This is a genomic window from Pseudomonas segetis, assembly GCF_900188155.1.
GTDB classification, from domain to species: Bacteria; Pseudomonadota; Gammaproteobacteria; order Pseudomonadales; family Pseudomonadaceae; genus Aquipseudomonas; species Aquipseudomonas segetis.
Window position 1 is genome coordinate 1 of the sequence record NZ_FZOG01000002.1, and the last position, 13509, is coordinate 13509.

At 56.0% G+C, this 13509-nt stretch carries 11 protein-coding genes and 1 tRNA gene; 3 read left to right on the forward strand and 9 right to left on the reverse strand.

Annotation, left to right across the window (positions count from 1 at the left end):
- Nucleotides 1–177: 177 nt before the first annotated feature.
- On the reverse strand, nt 178–843 hold the full coding sequence (locus tag CHB79_RS05750) for a YceH family protein (RefSeq protein ID WP_089359216.1): 666 nt from the start codon (nt 841–843) through the stop codon (nt 178–180).
- Nucleotides 844–1161: 318 nt separating this feature from the next.
- On the opposite strand from CHB79_RS05750, the gene sstT reads away from it, so the two are divergent.
- On the forward strand, nt 1162–2388 hold the full coding sequence (sstT, locus tag CHB79_RS05755; RefSeq protein WP_029529695.1) for a serine/threonine transporter SstT: 1227 nt from the start codon (nt 1162–1164) through the stop codon (nt 2386–2388).
- 53 nt (nt 2389–2441) lie between these two features.
- On the opposite strand, the gene CHB79_RS05760 is transcribed toward sstT, so the two are convergent.
- The 3 genes from CHB79_RS05760 to CHB79_RS05770 all read right to left on the reverse strand — a co-directional run bounded on the left by CHB79_RS05760 (nt 2442) and on the right by CHB79_RS05770 (nt 7264).
- Nucleotides 2442–2516: transfer RNA gene (locus tag CHB79_RS05760), tRNA-Arg, on the reverse strand.
- Nucleotides 2517–2643: 127 nt separating this feature from the next.
- The gene (locus CHB79_RS05765) at nt 2644–3699 is read right to left on the reverse strand and encodes a Glu/Leu/Phe/Val dehydrogenase dimerization domain-containing protein (RefSeq protein WP_089359217.1); all 1056 of its coding nucleotides are present in this window, start codon (nt 3697–3699) and stop codon (nt 2644–2646) included.
- A 97-nt stretch (nt 3700–3796) separates the two neighbouring features.
- The gene (locus CHB79_RS05770; RefSeq protein WP_089359218.1) at nt 3797–7264 is read right to left on the reverse strand and encodes an indolepyruvate ferredoxin oxidoreductase family protein; all 3468 of its coding nucleotides are present in this window, start codon (nt 7262–7264) and stop codon (nt 3797–3799) included.
- Nucleotides 7265–7460: 196 nt separating this feature from the next.
- Between CHB79_RS05770 and CHB79_RS05775 the strand changes: the two genes are divergently transcribed.
- Nucleotides 7461–7928 carry an Lrp/AsnC family transcriptional regulator gene (locus CHB79_RS05775; protein ID WP_010490409.1) on the forward strand — a complete coding sequence of 156 codons (468 nt, stop codon included), beginning with the start codon at nt 7461–7463 and terminating at the stop codon, nt 7926–7928.
- 3 nt (nt 7929–7931) lie between these two features.
- Here CHB79_RS05775 and phnN read toward each other — a convergent pair whose 3' ends face one another.
- Both phnN and phnH read right to left on the reverse strand, forming a co-directional pair.
- Nucleotides 7932–8498, reverse strand: coding sequence for a phosphonate metabolism protein/1,5-bisphosphokinase (PRPP-forming) PhnN (gene phnN, locus CHB79_RS05780; RefSeq protein WP_089359219.1), 567 nt, complete (start codon nt 8496–8498; stop codon nt 7932–7934).
- Between the two features lie 133 nt (nt 8499–8631).
- Nucleotides 8632–9261, reverse strand: a complete 630-nt coding sequence (phnH, locus tag CHB79_RS05785) for a phosphonate C-P lyase system protein PhnH (RefSeq protein WP_089359220.1) — start codon at nt 9259–9261, stop codon at nt 8632–8634.
- 598 nt (nt 9262–9859) lie between these two features.
- On the opposite strand from phnH, the gene CHB79_RS05790 reads away from it, so the two are divergent.
- Nucleotides 9860–10186, forward strand: a complete 327-nt coding sequence (locus CHB79_RS05790) for an Arc family DNA-binding protein (RefSeq protein ID WP_010490404.1) — start codon at nt 9860–9862, stop codon at nt 10184–10186.
- Between the two features lie 68 nt (nt 10187–10254).
- Here the strand turns inward: CHB79_RS05790 and CHB79_RS05795 are convergent, their stop codons facing one another.
- The 3 genes from CHB79_RS05795 to CHB79_RS05805 are packed head-to-tail and all read right to left on the reverse strand — an operon-like array spanning nt 10255 to nt 13471.
- A complete protein-coding gene (locus CHB79_RS05795; RefSeq protein WP_010490402.1) occupies nt 10255–11391 on the reverse strand; it encodes a sodium ion-translocating decarboxylase subunit beta in 1137 nt (378 codons plus the stop codon).
- 9 nt (nt 11392–11400) lie between these two features.
- Nucleotides 11401–13191 (reverse strand): sodium-extruding oxaloacetate decarboxylase subunit alpha, encoded by a 1791-nt coding sequence (oadA, locus tag CHB79_RS05800; RefSeq protein ID WP_089359221.1) that lies wholly within the window; start codon nt 13189–13191, stop codon nt 11401–11403.
- A gap of 25 nt (nt 13192–13216) precedes the next feature.
- Complete coding sequence (locus CHB79_RS05805; RefSeq protein ID WP_089359222.1) at nt 13217–13471, reverse strand: OadG family protein; 255 nt, start codon at nt 13469–13471, stop codon at nt 13217–13219.
- Nucleotides 13472–13509 lie beyond the last annotated feature (38 nt).

Sequence of the window (13509 nt, forward strand, 5' to 3'; positions counted from 1 at the left end):
AACGTCAACCGCGTTGCTGAAGACGGCTTCGACCGCACCAACGTCAACCGCGTTGCCGAAGATGGTTCCGACTACACTGCAATCGGTCGCATAAGCTAATACTGCTGCAACACCCCAAAAACAAAAGGCGCCTGGAAAGGCGCCTTTGTATTTTATGGCTGTAGCTTTTAATCCAGGCTAGCTTTCCAAACGCTCCAGACGCTGCTCAAGCTCTGCAATTTTCAGTTCAAGCGCCAGCAAGCGCTCTTCATTATGCTCCCTTGCCGCCCCTTTACTTTCCTGAACTGCAGCGCTCGCTTCCAAAGCCGCCTGCAATAACTCGGCATCACCAAGCATATGCATGTAGCGATCCTCGCGCTGCCCCGTTTGCCTGGGCACCAGACAGGCGAGTTGACGCCCGATAAGCCGCTCAAGGTTGTACTGCACCTGCTCAGCATCATCAAAAGCATGTAAACGCAGGCTGCGTGTCAGCAACTCATTGATGGTTTGCGGCCCCCTGAGCATGAGCAACCCAACCAGGGCAAGCTGCGGCGAAACCAGCTCAAGGGTTTTATCTGCACGCTGCTCCCAACGATCAGCTCGACTGCCCATTACCAGACGCACCAGTTGCTTCGCCTCCAGGCTGCGCAGCGCCTGGCCAACCTCTGCTTGCGAAAGGCTCATCAAGGGCTCGCGACTGGTTTTCTGGTTACAGGCCAGCACCAATGCATTCTGGGTCAATGGATACACCTCTGGCGTGGTTGCCTGCTTTTCAATCAGGCAACCCAGCACACGCAACTCATTGGCGGTCAGTTGCTGGCCCGCCGGCTCACGGCCTTCCCCCTCAAGCATTTCATCATTCATTGCAACAACTCTTAGCCCAGTGATGGCCCAGCCTACCCCGGGGCGAAGTCAACGACCATAAAGATCTGCGCAAACCTGACCCTTCATCTGCTGAAACCGATCAGGCAGACGCCCTTTGCGTGTCGTTGTGCTAGAGTCCGCCGCTGATTTTTTGAGCCTAGACTGCTTGTTTGACCCAAGCAGTGCCTGGCAAATCGCTGGACGCTGCAGTACCAAACCTACTGAAACATCACAAAAGCCTCTAAAAGGCCCGTTTCAAGCTATCCGCAAGAGGTTTGGTACACGCAGCTCACTCGCAGACAATACGAGACGCATGCTATGACTGATGTCCAACACAACCCTTTGCTCCGCCTGCTTAACCGCACCAGCCTGGTTAGCCAAATTATCATTGGCCTGATTGCCGGCATTGCCCTGGCCTTCTTCCTACCAAACCTGGCCCTGAAAGTCGCACTGCTTGGCGATGTATTTGTATCGGCACTGAAAGCCGTCGCTCCCGTACTGGTGTTTATCTTGGTCGCGGCATCCATCGCCAACCACCAGCAAGGACAGCAGACCCACATTCGACCAATTCTGCTTCTTTACCTTTTAGGCACCTTTACTGCGGCGATCATCGCTGTAATAGCCAGCTTCGCTTTTCCATCAAGCCTTACGCTGGTGAGCAACAGTGCAGAACTCTCGCCACCGGGCGGTATCAGCGAAGTACTGACTACGCTGCTGATGAACATTGTCGATAATCCGGTCAACGCACTGCTCAAAGGCAACTTTATTGGCATCCTGGCCTGGGCAATTGGCCTGGGCTTTGCCTTCCGCCACGCAGCACCTGGCAGCAAGCAGGTGCTCAGTGACCTGTCGAATGCAGTAACCGCGATTGTCAAAATGGTTATTCGCCTCGCGCCGCTGGGCATTTTCGGACTTGTTGCCGCAACGCTTGCACAGTCCGGGATGAGCGCCCTGCTCGACTACCTGCATCTATTGACCGTACTGGTCGGCTGCATGCTTTTCGTTGCCCTGGTGGTCAACCCGGTCATCGTGTTCTGGAAGATTCGCCGCAACCCATACCCTCTGGTATTTACCTGCCTGCGTGAAAGCGGTATCACTGCGTTCTTCACCCGCAGCTCGGCAGCCAACATCCCGGTCAACCTGCAGCTGTGCCAGCGCCTTGGCCTGCATGAAGAGACCTACTCGGTGTCCATCCCGCTGGGGGCAACCATCAACATGGCTGGCGCCGCCATCACCATCACGGTATTGACCCTGGCTGCTGTCCATACCTTGAATATTGCCGTTGACCTGCCAACGGCAATCCTGCTGAGCCTTCTGGCTTCGATCAGTGCCTGTGGCGCTTCCGGTGTTGCCGGTGGCTCACTGCTGCTGATTCCGCTGGCGTGCAGCCTGTTCGGCATTCCGAATGACGTGGCCATGCAGGTGGTTGCGGTTGGTTTTATCATCGGTATTGTTCAGGACTCTGCCGAGACCGCACTCAACTCTTCAACCGATGCCCTGTTCACTGCGGCAGCCTGCATCGGCCAGGCGCGCAAGGCTGGCTAAATCGCCCAGCGCGAAACGAAAAAAGGCTTACGCATTGCGTAAGCCTTTTTATTTGGCGTCCCCTACTGGAGTCGAACCAGTATCTAGCCCTTAGGAGGGGCTTGTTCTATCCATTAAACTAAGGAGACAGAGCAGGTCGGCAACCCTGAAGGGTTACTCATCGGCCGGCATCTTACCCAGCCAGGATGGATTTGTCATGCGCAAGCAACGCACAGGCAGCGCCATCGAGCACCACAAAAAGCCCGCACGACCTCGTTAACGCCCGCCAAAACGTTCTTCAGCCAGCTGATCGGCAATCGCCGTGGTGGTTTTGCCTTGATGTTCGGCACGACTGAATATTTGCTCGAGCGTCGCACCAATACCTTCGATATGCGCCTTCAGTTCAAGGGCGCTGCCACCGCTGCGCTCAAAGTAGATATCAATAATGCCACCGGCGTTGATCGCGTAATCAGGGGCATACAAAACACCCTTGCTGGTCAACTCTTCCGCCAACTGGGCATCGGCCAACTGGTTATTGGCAGCACCTGCAATTATCGGTGCGCGCAGAAGATCCAAGGTCTGTAGATTGATAATGCCGCCCATGGCGCAAGGTGCAAACACATCGACATCCAAACCATAGATATCAGCCTGGGTCACCGCCTTGACCCCTAGCTGCTCGACCGCCCGACGCACATTGGCCTCGACGATATCGCATGCCCAAACCCGTGCCCCGGCATCACGCAGGTGCCTGGCCAGGTTAAAGCCAACCTGGCCAACTCCCTGAATGGCCACGCGCAACCCCTTTAGATCATCACGCCCCAAGCGATGCTTGACTGCAACCTGTATGCCGACAAAAACACCATACGCCGTAGCCGGTGATGGATCACCGCTGCGCTGGCCGCCGTCAAGGGTTTCACGCACGCCAGCACCGGCGACATGACGGGTCCGCTCGGCCATGATCTGCATTTCAGCAACCCCGGTGCCGGAATCTGCCGCGGTTATATAGCGACCGCCCAGGCTCTCGACGAAGTCGCCCATCGCCTGGAACAGCGCAGTGCTTTTGCCAGTATGCGGATCACCAATAATCACAGCCTTGCCGCCCCCGAGCGGTAAATTCGCCAGAGCCGATTTATAGGTCATGCCACGCGACAACCTGAGCACATCGCGCAAGGCCGCCTGATCATCGACATAAGGCCACATTCGACAGCCGCCCAATGCAGGCCCCAGGTTGCGGTTATGAATCGCGATAATCGCCTGCAAACCGCTGGCTTTATCATGACCGAACACCACCTGTTGATGATGGTCGAACTCAACGTGTGAAAATACCGACATGAACAATCCCTCAACAGCATCCCATTCAAGGAATGCCAAAAATGATCGCGAGGGCGCGGACTGACTGCCGCCCCTCGGCATAAAGAGCAAGCCAGCCCTAGGCGGCGGGCTCGTAGAGTTTGACTGCGGCGATTTCGCTGACCAGCATGCGCGCCTGCAGCTCGCTGGCGAGGGCTTGCGCCTCGGCGACGGCCCGCGCCTTGACATGGCCGTAGCCGCGAATCTGCTCAGGAACCTCGGCCAACATCAGCGCCGCCTTGTAGTTACCCGCATTCAGGTTGGCGATGATAAAAGCCACATGCTGCTGGTATTGCTCCAGCAGTTGATGCTCCATCTTGCGCTCAACGCTGTAGGCAAAGGGGTCCAGCCAGGTGCCGCGCAGGAACTTGAATTTAGCCAGCACTGCAAAGGCCTTGAGCATCCATGGCCCAAACTGGCGCTTGCGAGGCTCGCCGCTGGTGGATGAACGATCGCTCAACCAGGATGGCGCCAGATAAAACTGCAACCTGTAGTCACCCTCAAACTGCGCCTGTAGTTGCTTTATGAACTCACCATCGCTGTAAAGGCGCGCCACTTCGTACTCATCCTTATAGGCCATGAGCTTGAAGTAATAGCGGGCAACCGCTTTGCTGAGACTTTTCTGCCCATCGCTGTCAACTTTCTCGACCTGCTCGACCAACTGGCGATAACGCTGGGCATAAGCGGCATTCTGATAGCGCGTCAGATAGGCAACACGAAACTCGACGATCTCCTGCAGGGTTTCACAACGAGGCGCCTGGCTGATCACCGGCTTGGCCAGTTTCTCAACAGCGGCAATGTCATGCGCCGCACGGCGTCCCCACAAAAAAGCCTGCTGGTTAAGCTCAACCGCCACCCCATTGAGTGCAATGGCCTTGTTGATTGCCTCGCCCGACACCGGCACCAAGCCCTTTTGATAGGCGTAGCCAAGCATGAATAGATTGGTTGCAATGCTGTCGCCCAGCAAACGGGTCGCCAGGCGGGTTGCATCAACAAAATGTGTCTTGGCCGCACCGACCGCCTCAACCAAGGCCTCGCGCATCTGCGCACCTGGAACCTGGGCATCCGGGTTACGGGTAAATTCGGCCGTTGCCGTCTCGTGGCTGTTGATCACGGCGTGGGCGATTTGATCATTTAGCTTGGCCAGGGCGTCTTCGCTGGCTGAAACGACCAGATCGCAACCCAGCAGCAAATCCGCTTCACCGGCAGCGATGCGCACGGCGAAGATGTCATCCTGCTTGGCCGCGATACGAATATGGGTCACCACAGGACCAAACTTCTGCGCCAGGCCTGCCTGATCAAGCACACTGCAACCCTTGCCCTCAATATGCGCGGCCATGCCCAGCAACGCGCCAACGGTTGTTACGCCACTGCCGCCAACGCCGGGCAACAGGATGTTCCATGGCCGCTGCAAACTCGGCTGACGTGGTTCTGGCAGCGCAATAAACAGCGCGTTTACCCCCACAGCTTCGGGCTTGCGCAAACTGCCGCCATGCACAGTGACAAAGCTCGGACAAAAGCCTTCGACACAGCTGAAATCCTTGTTGCAGGCGTTCTGATCGATCTCACGCTTGCGCCCCAGCTCGGTTTCCAGCGGCAGCACCGCCAGGCAGTTGGATTTGACACTGCAATCACCACAGCCCTCGCACACTGCTGGGTTGATAAATGCGCGTTTTTGCGGATCAACCAATTTGCCACGCTTACGCCGACGGCGTTTTTCAGTGGCACAGGTTTGGTCATAGATGATCACCGAAACGCCCTTGAATTCGCGCAGCTCACGCTGAACTGCATCCAGGTCAAGACGATGGTGAAAGCTGACTATTGGCGCGAAGCCGTCACGGCTTGGGTATTTATCCGGCTCATCGCTGACCAGGGCAATGCGCTTGACGCCTTCGGCAAAGACTTGCTGACTGAGCTGATCAACACGCAGCTCACCATCAATCGGCTGTCCACCAGTCATGGCTACAGCATCGTTATAGAGAATTTTGTAGGTAATATTGACCCCGGCAGCCACAGCGGCGCGCAGTGCCAGCTGACCTGAGTGAAAATAGGTGCCATCACCCAGGTTCTGGAAAATGTGCGGTGTATCGGTAAATGGCGCCTGGCCGATCCAGGTCGCCCCTTCACCGCCCATCTGGGTGAAGGTGTCGGTATTACGGTCCATCCACTGGGTCATGTAATGACAGCCAATCCCACCTTGGGCGCGACTGCCTTCCGGCAATTTGGTCGAGGTGTTATGTGGGCACCCCGAACAAAAATGCGGCGTACGCACCGTCGTGTGCTTCGGCGCCGCCAGCGAGGCTTCCTTGGCCGCCAGAAATGCCAGGCGAGCCTGAATTTGCTCGCTGCTGTAGATGGGTTCAAGGCGCTTGGCGATCGCCCGCGCGATCATTGCCGGAGTCAGTTCACTGAGGTTCGGCAACAGCGACTTGCCGCTCTCGTCGAACTCACCGACCACTCGCGGACGCTTGCCTACTGGCCAGTTGTACAGCTGGCCGGTCAGTTGGTCTTCAATGATCCCGCGCTTTTCTTCGACCACCAGGATTTCATCAAGGCCTTCGGCAAACTGATGCACCGAAACCGGCTCAAGCGGCCAACTCATGCCGACCTTGAATACCCGCAACCCAACCTGGGCACACAAATCCTCGTCCAGCCCCAGATCTTCAAGGGCTTGGCGTACATCCAGATATGACTTGCCCGTAGTGATGATGCCAAGGCGCGGATTGGGCGAGTCGAGCTTCACCTGGTTCAGGTTATTGGCCAGGGCAAACGCCCGAGCGGCGTAGATCTTGTAGATGTTCAGGCGTTTTTCCTGCACCAGCGGCGGGTCTGGCCAGCGGATATGCACGCCGTCTTCCGGCAACTCGAAATCGCTTGGATACTCAACCTCTATACGCAGCGGATCGACGTCAACCACTGCCGACGAATCAACGTTTTCAGCAATGGTTTTCAGCGCAACCCAGCAACCGCTGTAGCGCGAAAGCTCCCAGCCGATAATCCCGTAATCAAGAATTTCCTGGACATTGGAAGGGTTCAGTACCGGAATTGAGGCCGCAATAAAGGCATGTTCACTCTGGTTGGCAATACTCGATGACTTGCAGCCATGATCGTCCCCGGCCAGCAGCAACACGCCCCCATGCTTGGACACGCCAGCGGAATTACCGTGCTTGAACACGTCGCCACAGCGATCGACCCCCGGCCCCTTGCCATACCACATGGCAAATACACCATCGTAGCGCGCACCGGGAAACAGGTTGGTTTGCTGGCTACCCCACACAGCCGTAGCCGCCAACTCTTCGTTGACCCCGGGCTGGAAATGGATGTGATTATCTTTGAGAAACTGCTTGGCTTCCCACAGGCTTTTATCAAGATTGCCCAGTGGCGAGCCCCGGTAACCGGAGATAAAGCAGGCGGTGTTCAGACCTTGGCGTACGTCGCGCTGCTTTTGCAGCATGGGCAGACGAGTCAACGCCTGGGTGCCGGTCAGGTAAAGGTGTCCTGTTGCAAGGCGATACTTGTCATCCAGGCGGATTTCGGCCAGAGACATGCGGGCGCTCCTTTTATTATTTTGGCGACCTCGGTGGCATCGGTTATTGCCACCGCATTAACCAGCACGGGATCACCGCACTGACATCTGCCTAAGAATATGACTGGTCGGTACTGATTTTTTATTTCTAAATCGGCAGGAAAACGTCAATACTGAGCATGATCTATCCAACAAAAACAATCAGACTGGATTATTCATGCAAGAAAAATTAAGCCCTATTGATCGAAAGATTTTGCGCCTGCTGCAACACAACGCCGACCTGTCCGCTGCCGAGATAGCAGATAAGGTTGAATTGTCGCAATCGCCTTGCTGGCGACGGATTCACCGCATGCAGGAGGACGGCTTGATCGAGCGCAAGGTCGCCCTGCTCAATCACAAGCAGCTGGGCTTCACCACCACGGTGTTTGTCGATATCAAGTTGTCGGCGCACGGGCGCAACAATCTGGAGGAATTCGAGAAAGCGATCGTTGGTTATCCGCAAGTCTTGGAATGCCACACCATGGCCGGCGGTTCAGACTATCTGCTGAAGGTGGTGGCCAAGGACATTGCCAGCTATGAACGCTTCTTGCGCGACCACTTGCTTCAACGCCCGCATGTCCAGGAGGCGCACTCACACATCGCCATGAGCGAGGTCAAGCGCACCACCGAGCTGCCTCTGGATTGAGTACTAGGCGCAGGCCCGCCTGGGCCCGATAAGCCTGATCAGGTTGGCAACCGTTTGTTCGAAGTTACTGGAGTTATCCAGAACCAGCAGTTGCTCATCGCCTGATGTCGCCTGGCTGGTGAACTGCGCATTGCGCGCCAATCGCTGCTCGATCTCGGCTTCACTCTCGCGTCCTCGCTGCAATAGACGCTCGCGCAACACGGCATCATCCACCTTGAGCAAGATGGCCAGCATGTCGGGGTAACGCGCGCGCGCCTCGGCCAAATACGCCCGCGAGCCATTGACCAACACGTTGTCACCGGCAGCAAGCCATTCGTTTATCTGCCTTGGAATGCCGTACGACAGACCATTGGCCTGCCAGCTCATGGCAAATGCGCCGACCCATTTTTGCTCATCAAAGGCGGTTGGCGACAGCGAAATCGCATCTTCACCCTGGGCCTCGGCAGATCGCGTGATGACCCTGCGTGCAACACGACAACCCATAGCGGCCAATTGTTCGCGTGCAGCATTCAATAAGCTGTCCTTGCCGGCCCCTGAAGGGCCAATGAGATAGATCAACCTACCCGCCATCAATACACCTTAATACTCAAACACGGACTAACAGAGAGCGAATCATAGGCCTTGTCGCACTCAATCAACACCCCCGCGACGACCAACCAGGCGATTTACCAACTGGCCTGGCCAATGTTGACGAGCATGGCTCTTAATCTGTATCGACCACAGCGCCAAGTACATGAGTGCTGCGTGGCAAAGCCAGAATCTGTCGACCCGCAGAGAAAAACATATCCAGGCCTTGGGGAAAATTATTGCAGTCCTTGCGTTGCTGCCAGAACGCCCTGTCCAGGGGAAGGCTTACCCGCCTGACATCGACCACGCCCCTGCTGGTCGCTTGCCTGATGCCGGGGCCACGCCAGCGCAGCTCAGGTCCTGCGCACAGGTTGTCCAATTGAACAATCAAGGTGCATGCATGACTTGGAATGCCGTCAACGCCATTGTCAAACTGGTGCAGATCGTTCAACTCACAAGCCCCAAGCAAAGCAAAACGCGCCGCCTGGGGTAACTCAACAATCGAACATCTGCAATGCAAGGCCAGGACCCTGCGTAGTTCAGGCGTGTCCAGGCTGGGGCCCAGCCAAAGCGGCGAATCCACATCCAGCAGAACCATGCACAGGGCAAAGGTGGCCTCATCAAGGGGCTGCGGTACATATATCCAATCGATACTTTGAATTTGCCCAGGCGAAGCCATCGCTTGTCGTGCAATCGACCGACCGACTACCGGAACTTCCAGCACCGGAGTGTCAAGCTCGTGCCCTATACCGAGTGCCGCACTCATCAGCCCGCCTCCTCTACATCTTTAACACTAGTCATCCTCGCCTGAAGTGCCATGCACCGCTGGTCAGTAGCCCGTGGCTTTTAGCGCTCCTGCCCTCGCCAAAATACAAAATGATGTCAAAATAGAATTACTGCTAAAGCACTGCAGCGAAAATCAATTGAGCAAAAGACATACCAGCTGCCGCGAGACTGAAGACTGAAAACCAGCGCCAGAATCGTTATCCGCCAGCGAAACCGATAGCGAACCCTAAGCACCCGGATTTTTAGCGGAAGTAGCGCCTGAAGGTGTCAATAAAGTGACCGAAAACCACCCTCAAGCCTCTGCTGTCAGTCAGCGTTGGCATAGGAAATGGCAGGAATGGCTTGTTTTTATGCCGAGCAAAGCCCAAATAATCAACGCTCCTCTGGCAATAAAATGCAGATTGGTTGAAAATAGCGACATATAATTGGCGTCAAAAAGTCACCCAACTTTCCACTGTATTTTAACGATATGGATTGCACTTCTAGCTGAACGGCTAGGCAAAAATATGGTCTTAACCGGTGACAATTATGCAGCTCAAACGCACGCATCGACTCTCTGACTAACCGGTTTCCAAAGTATGCGACCTATGAAACAAGCTACCTACTCCAGCCGCACAGCCGATAAATTTGTTGTTCGCCTACCTGACGGTATGCGCGAACGCATTGCTGATGTAGCACGTAATCACCACCGCAGCATGAACTCCGAGATTATCGCCCGCCTGGAACAAAGCATGCTCCAGGAAGGAAATCTTGATGCCGAGCTCAATGTGCGTCTGGACAGCCCCGAACTGTCGCTTCATGAGCGCGAGCTGCTTCAGCGCTTTCGCCAACTTACTCGTCGGCAACAGAACGCTCTTGTAGCCCTGATTGCCCACGACGCTGAAATGGCAGCTGAAGGTGCCTAAATCGCACCCATTAAAAAACCGGCCTTGGCCGGTTTTTTAATGGGTGCGATACTTCGTCAGCACATGGGTTAGCCCACAAAACTGAGCAATACACCCGCCGCGACCGCAGAACCAATCACCCCCGCAACATTTGGCCCCATGGCATGCATCAGCAGGAAGTTCTGCGGATTTGCCTCAAGCCCAACCTTGTTCGATACCCGAGCGGCCATTGGCACAGCCGAAACTCCCGCCGAACCAATCAGTGGATTGATCTTGTTGCTGCTGAACAGATTCATTGCTTTCGCCATCAAGACACCAGCCGCGGTGCCTCCGCAAAAAGCCAGCATCCCCAACGCCAGGATGCCCAGCGTCTTCAACTGCAAGAAAGACTCCGACGAAAGCTTGGAACCAACGGTCAGGCCCAGGCAAATGGTGACGATATTGATCAGGGCATTGCGCGAGGTATCCGCCAATCGCTCGACCACGCCGGCTTCACGCAATAGATTGCCAAAGGCGAACATACCGACCAGCGGCGCCGCATCTGGCAGCAGCATTCCCACCAACAAGCACAGGATCAGTGGGAATATAATTTTCTCAGCCTGGCCAACAGGCCGTAGCTGCTTCATTACTATTGCCCGCTCCTCCTTGGTGGTCAGCGCACGCATGATCGGCGGCTGGATCAACGGCACCAACGCCATGTAGGAATAGGCCGCGACCGCAATAGGCCCTAACAGGTCAGGAGCCAGCTTGGCAGTTACAAAAATCGAGGTTGGACCATCCGCCCCGCCAATAATTGCGATGGAAGCCGCCTCGCGCAGAGTGAACTCAAGCCCGGGAATACCCAACGACGCCAAGGCCAGCGCCCCAATCAAGGTGGCAAAGATCCCGAACTGCGCAGCTGCGCCGAGAAACAGGGTTTTGGGGTTGGCCAGCATCGGCCCAAAGTCAGTCATGGCCCCAACGCCCATAAAGATCAGCAATGGGAATACGCTCGTTGGCAGGCCTACCTCGTAAAACAGATGCAAGATCCCGTTACCCTGGGCCATCCCTGCAACAGGAATATTGGCCAGCAAACCGCCAAACCCAATAGGTATCAACAACAGGGGCTCAAACCCCTTCTTGATCGCCAGGTAGATCAGCGCCAAGCAAATTAATATCATCAGGGCCTGCCCCGCCTCCAGATGATACAAGCCGGTGCTTTGCCACAACTTCAGGAGCTTTTCCATAAGTCTGCCCTATCCGATAGTCAGCAAGCTATCGCCCACTGCCACGGCATCACCTACCTTGATATTGACCGCACCAATGGTGCCCGCCTTGAATGCCCGGATTTCAGTTTCCATCTTCATGGCTTCCAGGACGATCACCAACTGACCGTCCTCGACTACCTCTCCCGGCTTAACCAGGACCTTGAAGATATTGCCCGCCAGCGGGGCAAGTTGAGGCTCGCCTCCCGTTACAGGCGCAGGAGCAACAGGGACAGCCGCTCCGGCAGCATTGGCCAAGGGCTTGAGGCCCGTGATATCGCCGCCCTCATTGACCTCAACCACATATGACTGGCCATTGACCGCAACCGTATAGACCTCAGGCTTGCCTGATTGAACCGGGACGACTTGCTGCCCATCGGGCACAGGCTCGAAAGCGGCTGGGTTACCGCGATTTTGCAGAAACTTCAGGCCGATCTGCGGAAACAGCGCATAAGTCAGAACGTCATCGACCGCATCTGCCGCCAAGGCAAAGCCCTGCTCCTTGGCAAGAGCCGCAAGCTCCGCACTCAGCTTGTCCATCTCATCCTCGATCAAATCAGCTGGACGACAGGTGATTGCTTGCGCGCCATCAAGGACTCGCGCCTGCAATTGCTGATTGAAGGGAGCTGGCGCCGAACCGTATTCCCCCTTGAGAATACCGGCCGCTTCCTTGGTGATGGACTTATAACGCTCGCCGGTCAGGACATTGATCACAGCCTGGGTCCCGACGATTTGCGAAGTCGGCGTGACCAACGGGATAAACCCAAGGTCCTCGCGCACCCGCGGAATCTCGGCCAGTACCTGGTCAAATTTATCTTGAGCGCCCTGCTCCTTGAGCTGGCCTTCCATATTGGTGAGCATGCCGCCGGGCACCTGGGCGACCAGAATTCGGGAGTCGATCCCCTTCAGGCTGCCTTCGAACTTTGCGTATTTTTTCCGCACTTCGCGAAAGTAGGCCGCGATCTCTTCAAGCAGTAGCAGATCAAGACCAGTATCGCGTTCAGTCCCCTGGAACATTGCCACCACCGACTCGGTCGGTGAGTGGCCATAGGTCATGGACAGGGAGGAAATGGCGGTGTCGACGTTATCGATCCCGGCCTCAACCGCCTTGAGAATGGCCACGCTGGACAGACCCGCAGTCGCATGGCATTGCATATGAATGGGAATCGACAGGCTGGATTTCATTCGCGACACCAACTCGAACGCCGTATAAGGCGTGAGGATGCCAGCCATGTCTTTGATGGCGATGGAGTCCGCCCCCATGTCCTCGATCTGCTTGGACAGATCCAACCACATATCCAGCGTATGCACCGGGCTGGTTGTGTAGGAAATAGTGCCCTGGGCATGCCGGCCTTGCTGCTTGACCGCCTTGAGTGCTGTCGACAGGTTGCGCGGGTCGTTCATCGCGTCGAATACGCGGAATACATCCACACCATTTACAGCCGCACGCTCAACGAACTTCTCGACTACATCGTCCGCATAGTGGCGATAACCCAGCAGATTCTGGCCTCGCAGGAGCATCTGCTGACGCGTATTGGGCATTGCCTGCTTCAACTGGCGAATGCGCTCCCACGGATCCTCGCCGAGATAACGAATACAGGCGTCAAAGGTTGCACCACCCCATGACTCAACCGACCAGAACCCAACCTTATCCAGCTTCGCCGCAATCGGCAGCATGTCCTCAAGGCGCATGCGCGTTGCCAGAATAGACTGGTGCGCATCACGCAGCACCACATCGGTAATACCCAGCGCACGCTGATTGGCGGTGTTGGTAACTGTCATCCCTAGATTCCCTGTCGACGTTGGATCAACCGCGGCGCGCGCGATGCTGATGAATAGCAGCCTGGATCGCTTCCAGAACATCTGCCGCAGGTTCCTGGGCAGCGTCAACCACCGCCATGGGAGCACTGGCCGGGGCCGGCGCCGCAACTGGCGTATACCGCTCCAGCAAACGAGACATGATGCGAATTGACAGCACCAGAAGCGTCAGGAAAACAAACACCGAACCCATGCCAAACAGCATGAGTTCAACACCTTCGAGCACAAGATTGGTTGAAGCCATGACCCGTCCTTTTAGCGTCAGTTGCGACTATCCGGTCT